Raw genomic sequence first — 21,753 nt, 5'->3', positions numbered from 1 at the left:
CCCCCATGTCCTGGAACAATCGTGTGGTCTGGTCGGAAGGCATGTTCATTGGAACGCAGCACTTCCAGCAGCATGACCGTTACCTGGAAAACCTCATCGACGCCCGCAGCCGCCCTTTATCGGCCGGCGCCTGGGGTTTCTCCGAATTGCTGATCGACCAGGGCCTGCTGGCCCAAGGCAAGCTGGCGATCATTTCGGCGCGGGGCCTGTTGCCGGACGGCACGCCCTTCAACATTCCCCAGGACGACGTGGCGCCGACGCCGTTGAACGTCGAGGACGACCTGCGCGATGGCCTGGTGTACCTGGCCCTGCCGCTCAAGCGTGCCGGTGCCCGTGACACCGTCGATGAAGGCGAAGAGCTCGGCGCGGCCCGCTACGTGAGCCAGGTGTGCGAGGTGCGCGACGACAACGCGCCGTTCGAGAACCGTGCGCCGGTGGCCTTGGGGTCGAGGGCCTTGCGCCTGCTGACGGCCCAGGATGGCATCGGCGACTACGCTGCCGTCGGTGTGGTGCGCATCAAAGAAAAACGCGCCGACCGCGCCCTGGTGCTCGACGACAGCTACATCCCGCCCGTGCTGGATGTGGCCGCTTCCAAACCGCTGGCCGCGTTCCGCAGTGAACTGCTGGGCCTGCTGCACCAGCGCGGCGAAGCCCTGGCCGGACGCGTAGTGGCTTCCGGTGCCGGCGGTGCTTCGGAAATCGCCGACTTCATGCTGCTGCAATTGGTCAACCGCGCCCAACCGCTGGTCCAGCACTTGAGCCAGTTGAGCCCGCTGCACCCCGAGCGGTTCTACAGCGAACTGGTGGCGCTGGCCGGGGAATTCTCCACCTTCACGGCGTCCGGACGACGACCGCAGGAATACCCGCAGTACCAGCACGATGACCTGGTGCTGAGTTTCACGCCGGTGATGCAAGCCTTGCGTGAAGCCTTGTCGATGCTGATCGACAGCAAGGCGACCCCGATCCCGATTGTCGAGAAAGCCTACGGCATCCACGTGGCGATGCTGGCCGACAAGACCCTGCTCGACAGCGCCAGCTTCATCCTCGTGGTGCGCGCCGATGTGCCTGCCGAAACCCTGCGCGGCCGCTTCGGGCAGCAGAGCAAGGTCGGTTCGGTGGAGCACATCCGTGATTTGGTCAACCTGCAGCTGCCGGGCATCGGCCTGCTGCCGTTGCCGGTGGCGCCACGGCAGTTGCCGTACCACGCCGGTTCCACTTACTACGAACTCGACCGGGGCAGTGACCACTGGAAACAGCTGAGCAACTCTGGCGGTTTCGCGTTCCACATCGCCGGCCAGTTCCCTGGGCTGAACCTGGCCTTCTGGGCGATCCGAGGATAATTCGCCATGAGCAACGATGATCGTACCCAGTTCATGCCGACGCCCGGTGGTCGTGGCGCCGATCCCTTCCGTCCGGATGCCGGGCGTCCCGCACCGGCGCCGGCGTCCGCGCCGCTGTCGATGCCGGCCGCGCCGGTCCTGACCGGCAAGGCCCAGGGCCTCAATCCACTGGAGAGCGCCGCCGGCCCGTTGCTGGCGTTGTTGACGCGCCTGCGCAACACCATCGCCCACCCGGCGCCAGCCAGCCTGCGGGCGCAACTGCTGGCTTACCTGCGCCAGTTCGAAGAGCGCGCCGAAGCCGCCGGCGTGGTGCGCAATGACGTACTGCTGGCCCGCTACGCCTTGTGCACCGCCCTGGACGAGGCCGTGTTGAGCACTCCGTGGGGCGGCACCAGCGATTGGGGCAAGCAGAGCCTGTTGATCACCGTGCACAACGAAGCCTGGGGCGGCGAGAAGGTGTTCCAGTTACTGGAGCATTGCCTGCAAAGCCCGCGGGAACGCTTGTACCTGCTGGAACTGTTGTACCTGTGCATGTGCCTGGGCTTCGAAGGGCGCTATCGGGTGATGAACGACGGTCGCAGCCAACTGGAAGCCTTGCGCGAGCGCACCAGCGCGGTGATCCGCAGCGCCCGTGGCGACTACGAGCGCGAGCTGTCGCCCCATTGGCGTGGCGTCACCGTGGCTCGGGATCGGCTGGCCCAATTCATGCCGCCCTGGATCGCCGTGGCCATTGGCGCCGCGTTGCTGTTGGCGCTGTTGTTCGGCCTGCGCATGAAGCTGGCCTCCGATGCAGAGCCGGTGTTCAAGAACATCCATGCCCTGGGGGAAATCCCGGTGCAGGCCATCGACCGTCCCGTGGTGCAGCCGAAAGTGATCGAGCGGCCACGCCTGGCCGGTTTCCTAGCCGATGAAATCAGGGCCGGGCGGATCGCGGTGGAAGATGCCGTCGACCGTTCCGTGGTGACCATCCGTGGCGATGAACTGTTCGCCTCCGGTAGCGCCAGCATCAAGGACGATTTCCAACCGCTGATGCTGCGCATCGCCGACGCGGTGCGCAAGGTCAAGGGCCAGGTGCTGGTCACCGGCCACAGCGACAACCGTCCGATCGCCACGCTGCGGTTCCCGTCCAACTGGGCGCTGTCCGAGGCGCGGGCCCAGTCGGTGCTGCAGATTCTTGCGGCCAAGACCGGCCAGCCCGAGCGCTTCAGCGCCGAAGGTCGCAGCGACACCGAACCACTGGCTTCCAATGCCACCACGGAAGGCCGCGCGCGCAATCGCCGGGTTGAAATCACAGTATTGGCGGAGGGGGTCGAGTGAAAGCGTTTTTCAGTTTTATGATCCGCTGGGTCATCCCGTTGCTGGGGCTGATCGCCCTGAGCCTGATCATCTGGTTCGTTGGCCCGCTGTTGGACTGGCTGGTGCCGGAGGGCCGACGCTGGGCATTGATCATCCTGGTGTTCGCGGTGTGGATCGCCTACCGGGTGTTCCGCGTCATCCAGGCCCGCCGGCAAGCCGCCGAGGTCATGCGCAGCCTGGCCGAGCAAACCCCGCCGGACCCCACCAGCATTGCCACCGCCGAAGAGTTGGAAACCCTGCGCCAGCGCATGGACGAAGCCCTGGCGCTGCTCAAGAAAGCCAAGCTCGGGGGTGACGAGCGCCGTAACCTCTACGAACTGCCGTGGTACGTGATCATCGGCCCGCCGGGCTCGGGCAAGACCACTGCGCTGGTCAATTCCGGGCTGCACTTCCCGCTGGCAGCCCAGTTGGGCGCCGGTGCGGTGCGCGGTGTCGGCGGCACGCGCAATTGCGACTGGTGGTTTACCGATCAGGCCGTGTTGCTCGACACCGCTGGCCGCTACACCACCCAGGACAGCGACGCGACCGTCGACAAGGCGGCGTGGCTGGGCTTTCTGGGACTGTTGAAGAAACAGCGCGCCCGGCGCCCCATCGACGGTGCGTTCATCGCCATCAGCCTGTCCGACCTGCTGCTGGGCAGCGACGCCGAGCGCGCCGCCCATGCCGCCGCGATCCGGCTGCGGATCCAGGAGCTGTACACCCAACTGGGCGTGCGCTTCCCGGTCTACCTGATGCTCACCAAGCTCGACCTGGTGCCGGGGTTCATGGAGTTTTTCGACACCTTGAGCAAGGAAGAGCGCGCCCAGGTCTGGGGCATGACCTTCGCCCTCGACGATGGCAAGAGCAACGACAGCCCGCTGGCGCACCTGCAAAGCGAATTCGCCGGCCTGGAACAGCGTCTCAACGACCGTCTGGTGGAGCGCCTGCAACAGGAACGCGACCCGGCGCGGCGCGACCTGATCTACGGTTTCCCACAGCAGTTCGGTGCCCTGAAGGACTGCCTGCAAAGCTTCCTCGAAGGCGTATTCAAACCCAACGCTTTCGAAGAACGCGTGTTGCTGCGTGGCGTGTATTTCACCAGCGGCACCCAGGAAGGCAGCCCGATCGACCGCTTGATCGGCGCCATGGCCCAGAGCATGAACCTGGACCGCCAGCACCTGGCGCGCCAGACCGGCACCGGGCGCAGCTACTTCATCGAAAAACTGTTCACCGCCGTGGCCTTTGCCGAACGCGGGCTGGTGGGCGTCGACCCCAAGGTCGAGCGTCGGCGCAAGTGGATCGCCCGGGGCGTGTTGGCCTCCACCGTGGTCCTGGTGCTGGTGGTCGGCTCGTTGTGGTGGGTCAGTTACCGTGCCAATCAGGCGTACATCGCTCAGGTCGACCAGAAGGTCGCGCCGCTGGGCCAGACCGTGCAGAACCTCAGCCCGGCGCAACGCGACGTGCTCGCGGTGTTGCCACTGCTCAACGCCGTGAAACACCTGGCCGACGATGCACCGAGTTGGGCAGAAGGCCTGGGCTTGTACCAGGGCGACATGCTCGAAGCCGAGTCCGGCAGCGTCTATCGCAAGCTGCTGATCGCCGTGTTCGCCCCCCGCCTGCTGACGCGCATCGAAGAGCAACTGCACAGCGGCGGCAATTCGGATTTCCTCTACGAAGGCTTGAAGGCCTACCTGATGCTCGCCGACACCGAGCATTACGACGCCGACTTCATCAAGGCCTGGATTGCCCTGGACTGGGACCGCAGCCTGCCCCGTGATCTGCCGGCCGAACAGCGTCTGGCCCTGACTGAGCATCTGCAATCACTGTTCGAGCGTCGTCCGCCTACCGCACGGCTGGACCCTCGGCTGATCGAAGACCTGCGCCGGCAACTGCAACAACTGCCCGTGGCCCAGCGTGTCTACGACCGCATCAAGCGCCAGAAATTACCCGAAGGCATCCCGGACTTCCGCATCAACGAGGCCGCCGGGCGTGACGCCGCGCTGGTGTTCAGCCGCAAGAGCGGCAAGCCGCTGGGCGAGCCGTTGAGCGGGTTCTTCACCGTCAAGGGGTACCGCCAGGGCTTTCTGCTCGCCAGCCTGAGCCAGACCGGCACCCTGGCCGAAGAGCAATGGGTGCTGGGCCATGAACAGGCCGACCAACAGAACGTCGCCAGCCTGGCCGCCGATGTGCGCCGCCTGTACTTCCAGGACTACCAGCGCCAATGGGACGCCTTGCTCGCCGACATCGACTTCGTGCCGATCACCAGCGTGGCCCAGGCCGCTGACGTGCTGCGGGTGATTTCCGGGCCGACCTCGCCGTTGAAAAAACTGCTGGTGGCGGTGGCGAAGGAAACCGACCTGCAACAGGACGAACGCCTGCTGGCCGCCCAAGGCGCGCCGGCAGAAGGCGGGGTGGATAAGCTCAAGGAGCGCCTGGGCAGCCTGCTCGGCCAGGAACAGGCGACGCCAAACGCGCCTGCGCAAAGCGACGATCCGATCACCGCGCACTTCGCCGAGCTCAACAGCATCGTCAACAAGAACGAAGGCGAACCGGCGGCCATCGATGGCCTGTTGGCCGACATGAACGCGCTGTACGTGCAGGTCAGCGCCATGGTCGGCGCCAGTGGCGATGCCTTGCTCGGCGAGGCCAAGAACCAGGCGGCCGCTGCTGCCACCCGGGTCAGTCTCAACGCCGAGCGCCAGCCACCGTTGGTTCAGGGGCTGGTCAAGTCGGTGGTCAACTCCACCACCAACACCATGATGGGCGGGGTGCGCAATCAACTGAACGCCGCCTGGACCAGCGAGGTGGTGAACATTTATCGCCAATCCCTGGCCGGGCGTTATCCGATGTCGCCGGGCAGTGCACGGGATGCAACCCTCGATGACTTCGGTCAGTTCTTCGGCGTCGGCGGGGTGATGGACAACTACTTCCGCAAATACCTGCAACCCTACGTCGACACCTCGACGCCGACCTGGCGTTGGCAGCCGGGCGCTGCGCAGAAGCTGGGCATTTCTCCCGGCGTGCTGCAAACCTTCCAGCGCGCCGCCGCCATTCGCGATGCGTTCTTCCGTTCCGGCGGCACCCAGCCGATGGTGCGCTTCGAGCTCAAACCGGTGGCGATGGATTCGACCATCACCCAGTTCCTGCTCGACCTGGACGGCCAGCAACTGAGCTACGACCACGGCCCGAGTCGCCCGACCGCCATGCAGTGGCCCAACCCCGGCAGCATCGGCGTGGTGCGCATCTCGATCATGCCGCCGTCGTCCAGTGGCCGTTCCGGCATCACCCTGGATGGCCCATGGGCGTGGTTCCGGCTGCTGGAGCAATCGGACCTGACCGCCGGCAATTCGCCGGACCGCTTCAACCTGCGGTTGCGGGTCGATAACGCCAGTGCCTCGTACGAACTGCGGGCCAACAGCGCTTTCAACCCGTTCAAGAGCCGTGTGCTCAGTGGATTCAGCCTGCCGGAGCGGCTATGAGTACACCGGGCTTCTATGGAAAGTTGGCCAGCCGCGGGGACTTCGTCAGCCGTGGTTTGCCCCAGAGTTTCATCGCGCCGTGGGATTCCTGGCTGGCGGCGGGTCTGCTTGCCAGCCAGACCAGCCTTGGCGAGCGTTGGCTGGATGCGTATCTGGTCAGCCCGTTGTGGCGCTTTTTGGTCGCCCCCGGTGTCTGTGGTCCGGACGCCGCCGTGGGCGTGGTGATGCCGAGCATCGACCGGGTCGGCCGGTATTTCCCGCTGACGGTGGCGGTGCTGCTGGAGCCCGACGCGGACCCTGCGTCCGTGGTGGGTGGCGCGGACGAGTGGTTCGAGCGGGTGGAGAACCTGCTCCTGAGTACCCTGAACGTGGAGGCCAGTTTCGAGGCCTTCGGCGCGGAACTGGAAAACCTCGGCAGCCCGTTGTATCGGTCGCGCACCCCCAGCAGCCGCTTCGCCAGCCTGCATCGCTTCGACGCCACCGACCCGCAGACGCGCATGAGCGCGCTCGCCGAGTCGTCCTGCGAAGGCATGAGCCTGTGGTGGGGCCAGGGATCGGAGCGCATCGCGCCCGGTTTGATGCGGTGCCAGGGGTTGCCGGCTGCCGCTGATTTTGCGCAATTTTTGCTCGGCCAAGAAGGTGTTGTGTAGATGCGTCCAAGTGCTGGGAAAGCATTCAAGTCTGCAAGCAAGAGCCATGTCGGCATGGTCCGTCAGGTCAACGAAGACGCTTGCCTGGACCTGCCGGAAAACGGTTTGTGGGTAGTCGCCGATGGCATGGGCGGGCACGCGGCAGGCGATTACGTCAGCAGCCTGATCGTCGATAGCTTGCGCGGCATTGCCTTGGGCCGCTCGCTGGACGAATACGTCGCGGCGTTGCAAACCGACCTGCTGCGAGTCAACGCTGCCGTGCGCGAGGAAACCGCCAACCGTGGCGTGACCATGATGGGCAGCACCGTCGTGGTGCTCGCCACCCGTGATCTGCGCGGCATGTGCCTGTGGGCCGGCGACAGTCGTTTGTACCGTCTGCGCGACGGGGTGCTGGAAAGTATCTCCCGTGACCACAGCTACGTTCAGGACCTGCAGGACAGTGGTCTGCTCAGCGAAGCCGAGGCCCGAGTGCATCCACGGGCCAATATCGTCACCCGGGCCATCGGGGTCGAGGCGCAGTTGAAGCTGGCGATGGTCGAGTTGTTGCTGGTGCCCGGCGACAGCTACCTGTTGTGCAGCGACGGGCTGACCAAGACCGTCGAAGACGATGAAATCCGCGAAGTACTCAACCACGACGAACCCGGCGAAATCGCCAGCAGCCTGGTGTCCCTGGGGCTGATGCGCGGCGCGCCGGACAACATCACCGTAGTGGTCGTGAAGGTGCCGGCATGAACTCTGTCATGAACATCCAGATCCCCGGCTACGACATCGAAGGGGAGATCGGCGAAGGCGCCATGGCGAGCGTCTACCTGGCGACCCAGCGGTCCCTGGAGCGCAAGGTCGCGCTGAAAGTCATGGCCGCCGCGCTGGCCGCCGACCCGACGTTCTGCGAGCGCTTCCTGCGCGAGGGCAAGACCCTGGCGCGCCTGTCGCATCCGCACACGGTCACCATCCATGACATCGGCAACGTCGGTGAGCTGTATTACATGGCGATGGAGTACCTGCCCAACGGCACGCTCAAGGAGCGCATCGCCGCGGGCCTGTCGCCGGAGCAGGGCCTGATCTACATCCGCCAGATCGCCTCGGCCCTGGGTTACGCCCATGGCCTGGGACTGGTGCACCGCGACGTGAAACCGGCCAACATCCTGTTCCGCGCCGATGGCACGGCGGTGCTCTCGGACTTCGGCATCGCCAAGTCCCTGGACGACCGGACCCAGTTCACCCAGGCCGGTTTTGCCGTCGGCACCCCCAGCTACATGAGCCCGGAACAGGCACGCGGCCAGGACATCGACGGTCGTGCCGACCTGTATGCGCTGGGTGTCGTGCTCTACGAAATCCTCGTCGGCAAACTGCCCTATACCGGCAACGACGCACTGTCCACGGCCCTGGCCCACCTGACCGAACCACTGCCGGAATTGCCGGTGCACCACGGCCGCTACCAGGACGTGCTGCGCAAGTTGCTGGCGAAGGACCCGGCGGAGCGCTTCCCGGATGCGGCGGCGTTGTTGCGGGCGCTGGATAACCTGCCCCAGGACTCCGAAGCGACGCTGATCCGGCCCATGTCGATTCCCGTCCCGCCCATTGCGAAGGCCGATGACCTGGCGGGCCTGACGCCGATGTCCATCGACATCCCGAGCGGTCCGGCGCAGCCGCAATCGCAACCCCGGCCAACCCCGCCACCGGTGAGCCCACCTCCGCGACCGGTCGTTGCGCCGTCGCGCAAGCCCCCGGTATTTGCCCTCGCCGCCGTTGCGGTGGCCGTGGCGCTGGCGTTGGGTGGGGCGGGTTATTGGTGGCTGTCCGGCGACTCCGGCAAAAAAGACACGAAGACGCCGATAGCATCGACCTCATCGACCAAGCCACCGGTGAAGACGCCTGACGCGCCGCCGGTGAAAACCCCCGATACCACGCCGGCCCAGCCTCCCGTGTCGCCGCCGGTGAATCCGCCCGTGGCGACCCAGGCCGATGGCGGCCAGCGTCCGCTGTTGATGGCCGGCAAGAAAACCCTGTTCCAGCGGGTGCTCAGCAAACCGGGGGCGACGCTCGCCGATGAACCGGGTGCCGCGCCCGGCAAGGCCCTGCCGGCGTTTTCCGTGCTCTACGTGTACCAGCGCAAAGATGTCAACGGCAGCCCGTGGGTGCGCGTCGGCGCTGCCACCGATGGGCGCAGCGACGGCTGGTTGCCGGCCGCTCAGGTCAGCGACTGGAAGCAGAGCCTGGTGCTCAAGTTCACCGAACGCTCAGGCCGGGCGCCGGTGATGTTCCTGCGCCAGCCCGGCGAAGTGGAAAAGCTGCTGGCTAATCCTTCCAACGCCAAGAATGTGCTGCGCAAGGCCCAACAGAACCCGGCGGACAACCAGCAGGTGCTGGCCCTGGAACCGGCGGCCAGCGCCGTGCCGCAGAACCAGTTCTACCTGTTGCCGATCTTCGATTCGCGCGAGAGCTTCGACGAGAACGGCCAGCCCGTGCAGTTGTTGAACGTGGCCTCCATCGACCCCGGCAACACGCCTCGGGCCGCGTCCAACAACACACCGATCCTGACCGCCAACGCCGATGCGTTCCGTACCGCCGTGGTGCTGGTGGTGGACACCACCGTGTCCATGCAGCCCTACATCGATCAGGTGCGCGACGTGGTTCACGAACTGCAGACCCGCATTGCCGAGCGTGGCGAACTGGACAGCGTCAGCTTCGGCCTGGTGGGTTTCCGCAGCAGCGTCAAGAAAACTCCAGGCCTGGAATACGTCGCCAAGACCCTGATCACTCTGGAACAGGGTCGCGACCCGCAACGCTTCCTGGACCTCGCACGGCAGGTCAAGGCCTCCACCGTGTCGAGCCATTCGTTCAACGAAGACGCGTTTGCCGGCGTGATGGAAGCGGTGGAGGGCATGGACTGGTCCGGCTATGGCGGGCGCCTGATCCTGCTGATCACCGACGCCGGCGCCCTGCGCAAGAACGACCCGTTTGCCGCCACCCAGATGAACGAAGCCGAAGTGCGTCAGGCGGCCCTGGGCAAGCAGATCAAGATCTACGCCTTGCACTTGCTCAGCGACGCCGGCAAGAAGACCCACGCCGGTGCCCAGAGCCAATACCGCACCCTGACCGCCGACGCCAACCCACAGATCGGTGACCTGTACATTCCGGTGCCGGGCGCCGATGTGCGCAAGCTCGGTGAGCGGGTGGACGAGATCGGCTCGGTGTTTGCGGATCTGGTGCATCAGGTGCGCAGCAACAAACCGCAAAGCGTTCCGGCGCTGGGCGCCGCGCCGAGCCTGGCCGACAAGTCGGCGGCCGTGGGCTACGCGATGCACATGGATTTCCTCGGCCGCAAGACCGCCAGCCAGGCGCCGCAACTGGTCAGCGCGTGGACCGCCGACCGTGACCTGACCAACCCGGCGCTGCCGGCGTTCCAGGTGTGCGTGATGCTGACCAAGCTGCAACTCAACGACCTGCAGCAATCGTTGAAGCTGATCGTCGACGCGGCCCGCAAGACCCAAAGCTCGCCCAAGGATTTCTTCCAGGAAATCGCCAGCGCCAGTGCCTACATGAGCCGCGACCCATCGGCCCTGCGCAAGGGCGCCAACCTCGCCGATGGCGGGATTCTCGGCGAATACCTGGAAGGGCTGCCGTACCGCAGTAAGTCGCTGAACATGACCCAGGACCTGTGGCTGTCCTTGAGTGTGGCCGAGCAGGAAGACTTCATCGATGAGCTGGAGTCGAAAATCCGCCTCTATGAAACCTTCCACAACGACCTCGCCAACTGGGTGCGCTTCGGCGACGCCGAGCCGGGCGATGCCCTGTACCGCGTTCCACTGTCGACGTTGCCATGATGCTGACGATGAATGCCGTGCACAAAAGCCGGGGCGCCGGCAGCCAGCGCTACAGCCTGGTGGTTCCACGGCTGCACCTGCGTGCCGGCGAACAACTGGCGCTGGTCGGTCCCAGCGGCTGTGGCAAGAGCACGTTGCTGGATATGCTGGCCCTGGTGTTGGCGCCGGACCAGGCCGGGCAGTTCGACTTTGCCCCCGGCGACACGTCGTTGGACATCGCCAAACTGTGGCGTGGGTCGCAACAGGACACCTTGGCCGAGCTGCGCAGCCGTCACCTGGGGTATGTTCTGCAAACCGGTGGCCTGCTGGGCTTCCTGGACGTACGCGGCAACATCGAGTTGTCGCGCAAACTGCTGGGCTTGAAGGATGACGGCAGCGTGATGCGCCTGGCCGGACAATTGGACATTGCCGATCAACTGGACAAGAAACCGGCGGACCTCTCTGTGGGCCAGCGCCAACGGGTCAGTTGCGCCCGCGCCCTGGCCCATGGCCCGCGTCTGCTGCTGGCCGATGAGCCGACCGCCGCCCTCGATCCGCTGAACGCCGAGCGGGTCATGCACTTGCTGGTGGCGCAGGCCCGCGACAGCGGCGTGTGCTGCGTCGTCGCCACCCACGATGAAGCCCTGGCCCGGGCCAGTGGTTTGCAAGTGCGGCGCATCGGTTGCCGCCGCGATGCCGACGGCGGCGTCACCGCGACCCTCGGGGAGGCTTGCTGATGCGCGGCGCGCTGGTGGCTTCCCTGGCCTGGCAGGATTACCGCAACGATGCGTGGCTGTCGGCCTGCTCGGTGTTGGCGCTGGTGGCCGTGGTGGCGCCCTTGCTGGTGCTGTTCGGGCTGAAATTCGGCCTGGTCACCAGCCTGACCGAACGCCTGCAGAACGACCCGGCTACCCGGGAAATCATCCCCCTGGGCGGCGGTCGGTTCAGCGCGCAATTCATCGAGCAGCTGGGCCGGCGCGGCGATGTGGCCTTCGCCTTGCCGCGCACCCGGCAGATCGCCGCGACGGCGGATTTGAACAGCGCTGCGTCGGCGCTCACCGTCGAGATGATCCCCACGGCCACCAACGACCCTCTGCTCGAACACCTGCCGTTGCCCCAAGGGCTGGATCAGGTGGTGCTCAGCCAGACCGCCGCCGAGAAGCTTGGCGTCAAGGCGGGCGATTGGTTGCAGGCCAGTTTCGGCCGGCAGGTGGCCGGTCGCAGCGAGGCCCAGCGCACGCGGGTCCAGGTGCTGCACGTACTGCCGCTGGAAGCCTTTGCCCGGGACGGTCTGTTCGCGCCGCTGGCTTTGCTGGAGGCCGCCGAGGATTACCGCGACGGTCGCGCCGTGCCGGCGTTCGGCTGGCCCGGCGATGGGGTGGGCGTGGCCGGGCAACGGGTCTATCCAGCGTTTCGTTTGTATGCGCGCAGCCTCGGTGATGTAGAGCCGTTGCGGCAGTATTTCGCGGGGCAAAATCTGCTGGTATCCACCCAGGCCCAGACCATCGCACAGGTGCAATCGCTGAGCCGCAATCTGTCGATCGTGTTCTGGATCATCGCCGGGTTGGCCCTGGCCGGTGCCTTCGCGGCGATCTTTGCCGGCGCGCTGGCGGCGGTCGAGCGCAAGCGCCGGGAACTGTCGGTGTTGCGCCTGTTGGGCGTATCCACCGCCGCGCTGTTGCTGTTCGTGGTGTTGCAGGCGCTCTACAGCGCCACGCTGGCGGCCGTGCTCAGTGCCGGCCTGTATGGCCTGGCGCAGTCGGGTCTCAATTATTTATTTGCGCAGATGCCAGGCGAATACGCCAGCCATCTGCTGGTGCGTCATTACACCCTGGCCCTGGTGGCCGTGCTCGGCGTCAGCGCCCTGGCAGCGGCTTGTGGCGGCTGGCGGGTGGCGCGTATCCAGGCGTCTGAAGGAATTCGCGATGTATAAGTTATTGAGCGCCGCCGTGGCGCTGAGTCTGGCCAGCCTTGTGTATGCCGATGAAGGCACTGACAAGCTGGACAACCCCAAGCCGTTGCCGGACGACGTCAGCCTGCCACTACCCTGTGAGGGGCAAATGGTGTTTCGTTACGTCTACATCCTCGCCCAGGGCACCCTGGACGACCGCGAGATCAGCCTCGGCTACCCCTTCAGCGAAGGCGAGGCCGGCTACCAGCAGTCATTCATCTCCGGTTACCGGCGCGACTTCATCAACGGCCAGTTCACCCTCAAGGATCTGCCCAAGGATTGGAGCAAGACCATCACTCCGTTGATGCCCAAGACCGACGCCCAGACGCCACTCAAGCCGATGCTGTACTTCATCGGCAAATACGAAGTCACCGCCCGCCAGTACGCGCAGGTCATGGCCCAGGCACAGTCCCTCGCCAGCGGCGAACCGGCACCGGCCTGCGAAGCCCTGCTGGCCGAGTTGCCCCAGGGCATGGCCGGGCGTCTGCCCAAGGTGAAACTGTCCAAGTTCGAGGCGGAGCGTTTCTCGGCGGTGTACAGCGCCTGGCTGATGAAATACCACAAGGACCTGCTGCCGGTGAGTGGTCGCGGCACCTCTGCCGAAGACGGCGGGTTGGGCTTCGTGCGCCTGCCCACCGAAGTGGAGTGGGAGTTCGCCGCCCGTGGCGGGCAGGCCGTCAGCCGCCAGGACCTGGAAGGGCGGCTGTTTCCCCGGCGCGTCGAAGGCAGCGAAAGCGATGGGCCGCTGGGTGATTGGGCCGTCTTCAACCAAGTGGCCGGCGGCACCGGCCAGGCGGCGCGGCTGATGCCCATTGGCACCAAGTTGCCGAACCCCATCGGCCTGTTCGACGTGATCGGCAACGCCGCCGAAATGGTCCAGGAGTCGTTCCAACTGGTGCATTCCGGACGCCGCCAGGGCGCCTACGGCGGCTTCGTGGTCAAGGGCGGCAATTACCTGGAAGGCGAGGGCACGCTGTTCACCGGCATGCGCCGGGAGTACCCGCTGTTCGCGGCTGACGGTACCGAACAAAGCAATGAAACCACTGGGTTCCGCGTGGCGGTCGGTGCGTTGTCGGCGCCGCGCTCGCGCTACAAGGAGCTGTTCGCCCAATGGCAGAAAGAAGGTCGCCTCGCGTCCCTGACCGACGCCATCGACGACGCCCAGGACCCCACCAAACGCCTGGACAGCATCATCGCCGCCAGCGTCGATCCGCGCCTGCAAGCCGAACTGGGGCTGGTCAACGAAGAGCTCAAGCGCAACGTCTCGCTCATCGCCCAGCAGCGCGAGGAAGCGGCGGGCAACCTGATCCAGTCGGCGGCCCTGGTGGCCGAGACCGTCAACAACTACAACATCCGCCTGACCAATTTGCAGCGCAGCCATCAGGCGGCGGTGGATGCCAAGGACGACGCCAGCGCCCAGCTGTTCGCCACGGCCATCGACAACGGCCGCAGTGCGCTGGACGGCGCGGTAGCGATTTACATCGATAACCTGGCAACCGGCACGCGCTACACCGATGCCGTGATTCAGGCGCAGTTTCAACGCATCAAGGAGGAGATGGAGCGCAAGCCGGTACTGGGCAAGAGCCTGGTGGCGCGCGCCACGTTATTCGTTCGTCATGTCGGGGAATATCGTCAGCAAAAACGAGCCGACCCGGCGGCGATATTGAAGGAATTGCTGGCAACGAGCGCCCAGCGGTCTTGAGCGTTCATTGCCAGCAAGCTTGGAGGGAACTCAGGCGGCGTCGGGCCGTGCTGAGCTGGTCAAAACTTAAAAGAGAACACAACTATGCTTTTCTCCCGTAAACCTTTTGCTTCGGTTTCCAAGCGTCATTTGCTGATGGTCGCGGTCGGCTTCAGCACCGTCCTGACCGGCTGCGCTACGTCGCCGACGTCCAAGGTCGCATCGAGCACCAAGGTCGAGTACTACCCCAACTGCTACGAGCCGGTGCAGCACCTGCGGGCCACCGAGGGGAACATGACCAAGTCGGTCATCACCGGTGCCGCTGTCGGTGCCGTCGGTGGCGCGCTGCTGGGCGCCCTGACCGCCGACAAGGAAGACCGTGGCCGCAACGCCGCCATCGGCGCGGCGGGCGGTGCCCTGGCGGGCGGCGCCGCCGGTTACTACACCGAGCGCCAGAAGCAGATCGCCGATGACAACCAGCGCATCGCGTCCTATGCCGCCGACGTCAACAAAAGCGTTACCGACATCGACCGCAGCACCGCGTACGCCAAGGCTTCGCAGCAGTGCTACCAGAGCGCGTTCACCAAACTGGTTGCCGACCGCAAGGCCAAGACCGTCAACGACACCGAAGGTCGCAAGCGCCTGGCAGAAATCGTCGCCGGCCTGAAAGAGTCCAACGACCTGATCGTCGCGGTCAACGGCAAGGCTTCGGAAGACCTGAACAACTACACCCAGGCCTATGAAAAAGACCTGCAGCAAGTGGGCGTGCAGCGCACCGACGTGGTGACCGTGGCGACCGCCGAGACCACCCCGGTCGTGGCGACCACCACCTCCAAGACCAAGAAACCCGTCAAGCCTGCGAAAAAGCCGCCAGTGCTGCCAACCGTGCCGAAAGAAGCGGTGACCACCGAGAAAACCCTGCAGACCGCCAAGGCCAAGCAGGATGAAAGCAAACAAGTCGCCAGCGCCGGCACCAGCCAGGTCAACAGCATGTGCAAAAACCCGGACCTGGGCGACTGGGCACCGGTGCCTTGCCCGAATGTTTGATTGATGGGTGGGTGATCATGCCTTTGCTGGTGTGATCACCGCATGAAAAATCTGTGGGAGCGGGCTTGCTCGCGAAGGCGGCCTTGCGGTTGGCCGGTTTTTTGGGGTCGAGTACATATCCGTTGCTGCGGTAACGGCTGCTTAGGGTTTCGCCCTGACGGCGACTTACTTTCTTTCAAACGCCAAAGAAAGTAAGCAAAGAACGCTGGCCCCACCACTGGGCACCTCGCCACGGCGAGGTGTTCCCTCACTCCGGCATTGCTCCGTGGGCCCGCCGCGAAGGGCCATCCATGGCCCAGCGCGGCTATCCCGGCATCCATGCCGGGATGCCCACTCCACAATGCCTGCGTTCGGCCCTTGTGGTTAATGGGGCGTCCAAGATCAAAAGCCAAAGCCAAAGCCAAAGCCAAAGCCAAAGCCAAAGCCAGAGCCAAAGCCTTGTCTCTTTCGGGTGTACACCAATCCACTGTGGGAGCGAGCCTGCTCGCGATGGCGGCGGCCCGGCTTGCATCAAGGCTGGCTGACTTATCCCTTGCCTCTCAGCACCGCTGCCTCCTGCCCTTCCAGACGATCCAGCGCCCGCTCTACCAACAACTGAACCCCATCGGCCATGCGGCTGATCGCCAGGGCTATGCTGCGGCGGGAGTCGTCGACGTCGTCGGCCAGGTCGGCGGCGATGGTGCTGATCGATTGCAGGTCTTCGGAAGCGTTGGCCAGCAGGGTTTCGGTGTCGACATGAGGGGCGACGATGAACAGCTGATTCTTGTCGGGCTCGGGAGGTGGGGAAGGTCGGGGTTTTAAGTAGTAGTCGAGGGCGCGGGTGGCGGCTTCTTCGAGTTTCTTTTCTTCGAGAGCTTCGACGCGGGATTTGTGACCGCTTGGCGGTGGATTAGGCGTTACTTTGAACATGGCTTGGGCTTCCACTTCAATCTAAGGCCGCCCTGGCTCGCTTGCACGCGATGAAGGGTGGCAGCTGTGTGCGAGTGTGCAAGACCGAGTAAATCGCCCAAACCTCGGCAGACCGCTAGAGTCTCCCGCACACAGCCGCCATAAAACACAGGCACGAATGCTCGTTGAATGGCTGGTGACATTGTTGGGGCGTTCTTTTACCCGGACTTGCACGTCCGTGTCACCGTTTTTTGCGATGACGAACAGAGGTTAGCGGCGCTCGGAAGCCCTGCCTAGTTCATGGACAGCCCGGCGTTTTGAAGGAAATCTCCGAGGGAGCTGAAGGGAAACGGTCATGCTGGGAAAACGTGACTTGGCAGTCATCATGCAGGAAATACTGCTCATCTTCCGCTAAAGCGTTCAGATGATGGCGTTCCGCCAAAGAATCGCTAAACTGCCCCGGCCAATCATCTTTCTTACGAGGCTGTGCCGATGAAATTTCGTTTCCTGTTGTGGATGCTGGGGTTGTTGATGGGCAAGGCCAGCCGGACCAACCCGGCGTTCCAGCAGCAATTGGGCGACAAGGATCTGGTGTTCCAACTGCAAACCCTGGACGCAAAAATCGCCCGGCATTTCATCGTGAAAGACCAGCGCATCACCAGCCAGTCCGGCACCCACCCGACCCCGGCCTTCGCCATCGCCTTCAAGGACGCTGCCTACGGCTTCGCCACGATGCAGGCCAAGAACAAACAGCTGGCGTTTATGAACGGCATCCAGGACAAGTCGATTCAGATCAAGGGCAACCCGGGGCTGGTGATCTGGTTTCAGGGGTTGACCAAATATCTGAAGCCCAAAAAACCAAAAGCCTAGCGCTTACTCTGGGCGAGAGGATAAATCCCCTCGCCACAGGAGCTTCACCCACCTGCAATGGCCTGATGGGTCTATTCAGCCATGAAACTGCGAAGCCAATTCCCGTAGCAGCACCTCGGCTTCCAGTACCTTGTGCACCACATCGTTGGCTTTCTCCCGCGTCAGCCCCACGCGTTCGAGCAACGTATCCGGGATTTCTTCGTCGGGACCGGAGCCGATGCCCCGGGCACGCAGCAGACGCACGGCCAGGCATACCAGGTTCGGGTAGGCGGCGTATTCGCCGTCGTAGTGCGGGTCGTGCTGGAAGCGCAGCGCGGTGGCCAACTCATCGGGCATGTCCCAATAGCGCATCAGCCATGAGCCGATCTGCTCGCGGCTGATGCCCAGCAGGTGTTGTTCCACGTAGCTGTGGCACAGGTGCGGGTTGACTTCCAGATGCCGGCACATCAGCGAGAAGTGCGGCGGGAAGACGTGGGCCAGCAGCAGGTAGCCGAAGTTGTGCAGCAGGCCGGACAGGTACGTCAGGCCGCCTTCCGGGCGCTGGGCACGGGGCATGGCGCGAGTCAGGCCTTCGATGACGGCAGCGGTGTAGATCGATTGCTGCCAGTACGGCGTGGTGTGTTGCGGATGGTCTTTGGGCAGGCTCAGGGTCTTGCCCAGGGCCAGGCCCAGCGCCAGGTTGATCACCAGGTCGAAGCCCAACACGCGGACGATGGCGTCCTCCACCGAACGGATCTTGCCCGGCGAGGCGTAGTAGGGCGAGGCGGCCCAGCTCACTACTTGCGCGGCCAGGGCCGGATCGGTTTCGACGACGCCCGTGATGTCATCGATGGTGGCGTCCGGATCGACCCGCAGTTTGATGATTTTTTGAGCAGTTTCGGCCAGCGGCGGAATCTCGATGGTTTCTTCCAGCCGTTGCTGGATGCGCCGTGCCGTGAAGGCTTGCACCGCCTGGGTGATTTCCGCGCGGTCGTCGTGCGGGCGGTCCAGGTTCGGGGTGATGTTGCTCAGGGCTTCGCCGAAGGTGGCGGCGCTGGCCTTGGTGAGCATGGCCTTGAAGGCTTCGCTGGTGACTTCCAGCAGCACCCCTGATTCGCCCGAGTTGATCAGCAGCTTGGGCTCGCGCAACAGGCTTTCTTCATACAGGCATGGGGAGCTGGTGAGTGCGGGTAGGCCTGGCAGCATGGTCAGGCTGTGTTTGCCAAGCATGCGTTCCAACTTCTCGGTCGACACCGCCGTGAGCTTGCGGCCGGTGAGTTCGGCCAGGCGGTTGAGGTCCAGTAGCTGGTTTTGCGGAAACAGCACCATGAGCGCACCGACGGCATCATGTACCAGAACGGCCTGCACCTTGCGGGCAGGGTTCAGGCCCGGTCGGTCGAGCACTTCGTCAAAGGCGATGCCTGATTTCTCGAGCAACTGCCGAATAACAGACGGAGCGTGCGGGATTTCGGGGGCGAGGGCAGCTTCAGTCATGGTCTGTATCCGTTTTCCTACAAGTTGAGCAGTATAACCAGCTTGCCGGGCGGGTGGGCCCTGAAACTGAGAGAGTGCTCACACTTGGCCGTATTGCTGCCCATGCCGCAGCCAGCGATCCAGTAACGGGCTGACGTGGTCCGGCCAGCGTTCCAGCAGAGCCTGGGCGGCGTCGCGTACCGCAGGCAGCAGATCAGCGTCGCGCATCAGGTCGGCTACCTTGAATTGAAGCAGACCGGTCTGGCGCGTGCCGAGCATTTCGCCGGGGCCGCGCAACTCGAGGTCTTTTTCGGCGATGACGAAGCCGTCGTTGGTTTCGCGCATGATGCCCAGGCGCTGGCGACCGATCTGCGACAGTGGCGGGTGATACAACAGCACGCAATGGCTGGCCGCGCTGCCCCGACCGACTCGGCCGCGTAGTTGGTGCAACTGCGCCAGGCCCAGGCGCTCGGGGTTTTCGATGATCATCAGGCTGGCGTTCGGCACGTCCACCCCCACTTCGATGACCGTGGTGGCGACCAGCAACTGCAAGGCGCCGGCCTTGAATTCGGCCATGACGGCGGCTTTCTCGGCGGGTTTCATGCGGCCGTGGATCAACCCGACCTTCAACTCACCGAGGGCAGCGCTGAGGTCTTCATAGGTGGTTTGCGCCGCCTGGCAGGTCAATTCTTCCGATTCTTCGATCAGCGTGCACACCCAATAGGCCTGTCGCCCCTCGGCGCAGGCGCTGCGCACCCGTTCGATCACTTCCATCCGGCGGGTGTCGGTGACCAGCACGGTATTGACCGGCGTACGGCCGGGGGGCAGTTCGTCGAGGATCGAGGTGTCGAGGTCGGCGTAGGCGCTCATGGCCAGGGTCCGCGGGATCGGCGTGGCGGTCATGATCAACTGGTGCGGACACATCCGCCCACCCACGCCTTTTTGCCGCAGGGCCAGGCGCTGTTGCACGCCGAAGCGGTGTTGTTCGTCGATGATCACCAGCGCCAGGTTCTTGAACTGCACTTCATCCTGGAACAGCGCATGGGTGCCCACCACCATCGGCGCGCCCTCGGCGATCTGCGTCAGGGCGGCAGTGCGGTTCTTGCCCTTGAGCTTGCCGGCCAGCCAGGCGACCTCGATGCCCAGCGGTTCGAGCCAGCGCTGGAAGGTGATGAAATGCTGTTCGGCCAGAATCTCGGTCGGGGCCATCAACGCCACCTGATAACCCGCCTCCAGGGCCTGGAGCGCGGCGAGGGCGGCGACCACGGTCTTGCCGGCCCCCACGTCACCCTGAATCAGCCGCAGCATCGGCTCGGGCTGGCTCAGGTCGTAGGCGATTTCATTGCCGACCCGTTGCTGGGCGCCCGTTGGTGTAAAGCCCAGGTTTGCCAGGTAGCGGGCGGGCAGGTCCCGGGCCTTGGGCATGGCCGGGGCACGCAGCGAGCGCAGGCTTTCGCGCAAGCGTTGCTGGGACAGTTGATGGGTCAGCAGTTCTTCGAAGGCCAGCCGGTGCTGGGCCCAGTGATGACCCAGGGCCAGCTCCTCGACATCGGCATCGGCGGGCGGATGGTGCAGGTAGCGGATCGCGTCGGCCAGCGGGGCCAATTGGTAGTCCCGTGCCAGTTCGGTGGGCAGCCAGTCAGGCAGGCTGCTGGGGCCCAGCAGGGTCAGGGCTTGTTGGCAGAGCTGGCGCAGGCGCTGTTGGGTCAGGCCTTCGGTCAGGGGATAGACCGGGGTCAGGGTTTCGTCCACCGGCGGCGGTTCGTCACCTGTGATGGCGCGGTACTCCGGGTGATAGATCTCCAACCCCGAAGCACCGGGCCGCGCTTCGCCATAGCAGCGCACACGGGTGCCGCGCTTGAGGCCTTCCTTCTGGGCATTGCTGAAATGATAGAAACGCAGGCTGAGCCCACCCGTGCCGTCCTGCAGGCGCACTACCAGGCTGCGGCGGCGGCCCATGACCACATCGGCGCCGCTGACGGTGCCCTCGATCACCGCGTCCTGCCCCGGTCGCAAATGGCCGATGGGCACCACGCGGGTGCGGTCCTGATAGCGCAGGGGCAGGTGGAACAGCACGTCCTGAAGGTTTTCCAGGCCGACCCTGGCCAGTTTCTCGGCCATGGCCTCGCCCACGCCCTTGAGCGTCGTGACCGGTACCTTGGACAGCTCCGTCATGGCAGCGGCTTACTTGGCGGCGGGCGGCTTGGCCACGGAGCACAGGCGGATCGAGTCAGCGAGGATCTCGATGGCCTTGGGTCGCGGGAAGCTGGCGCGCCAGGCAATGGCGACGGTGCGGAACGGCACGGGGGCCGACATCGGGCGGACTTCGATCACGCCGGGGGCATAGTGATGGCTGTCCACCGCCGACAACGGCAGGATCGAAATGCCCAGGCCCGAGGCGACCATATGGCGAATGGTTTCCAGGGAACTGGATTCCACCGTGGTGTGCTTGGCGCCTTCACCGCCCTTGGTCAGGGTGGGGCAGGCTTCGAGCACCTGGTCGCGGAAGCAGTGGCCTTCGCCCAGCAGTAACAGGCTTTTGTCGTTGAGCAGGCCGGCGTCGATGGTTTTTTTCTGGGTCCAGGGGTGCTGGGCCGGCATCAATACGTAGAACGGCTCGTCGTAGAGCGGCAGCGTCAGCACGTCGGCTTCGTTGAAGGGCAGGGCGATGATGATCGCGTCCAACTCGCCGTTGCGCAGCTTGTCGCGCAGCACGTGGGTAAAGTTTTCTTCGATGTACAACGGCATCTGCGGGGCGACCCGGTGCAGTTGCGGAATCAGGTGGGGGAACAGGTACGGGCCGACGGTGTAGATCGCACCGACCTTGAGCGGGGCGGTCAGCTGGTTCTTGCCCGCCTGGGCCAGTTCGCGGATGCCCTGGGCCTGCTCCAGCACCTTCTGCGCCTGGGCCACGATGCCTTCACCCACCGGGGTCAGGCGCACGGCGCTCTTGCTGCGCTCGAAAATCAGCACACCGAGTTCGTCTTCGAGCTTTTTCACGCCCACCGACAGCGTCGGCTGGCTGACATGGCAGCGCTCGGCCGCGTGGCCGAAGTGCTGCTCTTGGGCGAGGGTGACGATGTAGCGTAATTCTGTGAGGGTCATGGCGAGCGTCCGTGAAGTTGCGAGCCAAGCATACCGGCTGCAATCGATAGACGCACGTTATCAGACTGCGGGGGCGGTAGGACACCGGGCAATATGGGACGGTGGCGAAAGAAACAATTTGTGGCGAGGGGGTAAAGCCCCTCGCCACA

The 21,753-nt window shown here is 64.7% G+C and carries 15 protein-coding genes; 11 read left to right on the top strand and 4 right to left on the bottom strand.

Features of this window, described 5'->3' with window-relative positions; genetic code table 11:
* Nucleotides 1-5 precede the first annotated feature (5 nt).
* The 10 genes from tssK to tagQ all read left to right on the top strand — a co-directional run bounded on the left by tssK (nucleotide 6) and on the right by tagQ (nucleotide 15,289).
* Nucleotides 6-1,340: a type VI secretion system baseplate subunit TssK gene (gene tssK / locus LCU97_RS14565; protein ID WP_232776931.1), complete on the top strand. Its 1,335-nt coding sequence runs from the start codon at nucleotides 6-8 to the stop codon at nucleotides 1,338-1,340.
* Between the two features lie 6 nt (nucleotides 1,341-1,346).
* Nucleotides 1,347-2,657 (top strand): DotU family type VI secretion system protein, encoded by a 1,311-nt coding sequence (locus LCU97_RS14560; RefSeq protein WP_053148797.1) that lies wholly within the window; start codon nucleotides 1,347-1,349, stop codon nucleotides 2,655-2,657.
* Nucleotides 2,654-6,154: a type VI secretion system membrane subunit TssM gene (gene tssM / locus LCU97_RS14555; protein ID WP_232776929.1), complete on the top strand. Its 3,501-nt coding sequence runs from the start codon at nucleotides 2,654-2,656 to the stop codon at nucleotides 6,152-6,154. Before LCU97_RS14560 ends, tssM begins: the two co-directional genes overlap by 4 nt.
* The gene (gene tagF / locus LCU97_RS14550; protein ID WP_232776927.1) at nucleotides 6,151-6,804 is read left to right on the top strand and encodes a type VI secretion system-associated protein TagF; all 654 of its coding nucleotides are present in this window, start codon (nucleotides 6,151-6,153) and stop codon (nucleotides 6,802-6,804) included. Before tssM ends, tagF begins: the two co-directional genes overlap by 4 nt.
* The gene (locus LCU97_RS14545; RefSeq protein ID WP_053148789.1) at nucleotides 6,805-7,536 is read left to right on the top strand and encodes a PP2C family protein-serine/threonine phosphatase; all 732 of its coding nucleotides are present in this window, start codon (nucleotides 6,805-6,807) and stop codon (nucleotides 7,534-7,536) included.
* Complete coding sequence (locus LCU97_RS14540) at nucleotides 7,533-10,631, top strand: serine/threonine-protein kinase (RefSeq protein ID WP_269802928.1); 3,099 nt, start codon at nucleotides 7,533-7,535, stop codon at nucleotides 10,629-10,631. Before LCU97_RS14545 ends, LCU97_RS14540 begins: the two co-directional genes overlap by 4 nt.
* The gene (locus tag LCU97_RS14535; protein WP_269802943.1) at nucleotides 10,631-11,347 is read left to right on the top strand and encodes an ABC transporter ATP-binding protein; all 717 of its coding nucleotides are present in this window, start codon (nucleotides 10,631-10,633) and stop codon (nucleotides 11,345-11,347) included. The genes LCU97_RS14540 and LCU97_RS14535 overlap by 1 nt, the downstream gene beginning before the upstream one ends.
* Entirely contained in the window at nucleotides 11,347-12,543 is a 1,197-nt protein-coding gene (locus tag LCU97_RS14530; RefSeq protein ID WP_232776923.1) for an ABC transporter permease, read from the top strand. Before LCU97_RS14535 ends, LCU97_RS14530 begins: the two co-directional genes overlap by 1 nt.
* Nucleotides 12,536-14,263, top strand: coding sequence for a formylglycine-generating enzyme family protein (locus LCU97_RS14525; protein WP_232776920.1), 1,728 nt, complete (start codon nucleotides 12,536-12,538; stop codon nucleotides 14,261-14,263). The genes LCU97_RS14530 and LCU97_RS14525 overlap by 8 nt, the downstream gene beginning before the upstream one ends.
* Before the next feature lie 84 nt (nucleotides 14,264-14,347).
* The gene (gene tagQ, locus LCU97_RS14520; protein ID WP_053148770.1) at nucleotides 14,348-15,289 is read left to right on the top strand and encodes a type VI secretion system-associated lipoprotein TagQ; all 942 of its coding nucleotides are present in this window, start codon (nucleotides 14,348-14,350) and stop codon (nucleotides 15,287-15,289) included.
* A 525-nt stretch (nucleotides 15,290-15,814) separates the two neighbouring features.
* Here the strand turns inward: tagQ and LCU97_RS14515 are convergent.
* Nucleotides 15,815-16,198: a DUF6124 family protein gene (locus tag LCU97_RS14515; protein WP_053148768.1), complete on the bottom strand. Its 384-nt coding sequence runs from the start codon at nucleotides 16,196-16,198 to the stop codon at nucleotides 15,815-15,817.
* Nucleotides 16,199-16,669: 471 nt separating this feature from the next.
* Between LCU97_RS14515 and LCU97_RS14510 the strand changes: the two genes are divergently transcribed.
* Complete coding sequence (locus LCU97_RS14510) at nucleotides 16,670-17,047, top strand: hypothetical protein (protein WP_053148765.1); 378 nt, start codon at nucleotides 16,670-16,672, stop codon at nucleotides 17,045-17,047.
* Nucleotides 17,048-17,122: 75 nt separating this feature from the next.
* On the opposite strand, the gene LCU97_RS14505 is transcribed toward LCU97_RS14510, so the two are convergent.
* From LCU97_RS14505 to LCU97_RS14495, 3 genes are all read right to left on the bottom strand, one after another.
* A complete protein-coding gene (locus tag LCU97_RS14505; RefSeq protein WP_053148762.1) occupies nucleotides 17,123-18,520 on the bottom strand; it encodes an aminoacyl-tRNA deacylase and HDOD domain-containing protein in 1,398 nt (465 codons plus the stop codon).
* Between the two features lie 78 nt (nucleotides 18,521-18,598).
* Entirely contained in the window at nucleotides 18,599-20,674 is a 2,076-nt protein-coding gene (gene recG, locus LCU97_RS14500) for an ATP-dependent DNA helicase RecG (protein WP_053148759.1), read from the bottom strand.
* Between the two features lie 9 nt (nucleotides 20,675-20,683).
* Nucleotides 20,684-21,604, bottom strand: coding sequence for a hydrogen peroxide-inducible genes activator (locus LCU97_RS14495; protein WP_053148756.1), 921 nt, complete (start codon nucleotides 21,602-21,604; stop codon nucleotides 20,684-20,686).
* Nucleotides 21,605-21,753: the final 149 nt, after the last annotated feature.

The organism is Pseudomonas uvaldensis, from assembly GCF_021271205.1.
In the GTDB taxonomy this organism is placed as follows: Bacteria; Pseudomonadota; Gammaproteobacteria; order Pseudomonadales; family Pseudomonadaceae; genus Aquipseudomonas; species Aquipseudomonas uvaldensis.
The sequence above is the reverse complement of the archived record's forward strand: the minus strand, read 5'-3'. Positions and strand labels throughout refer to the sequence as shown.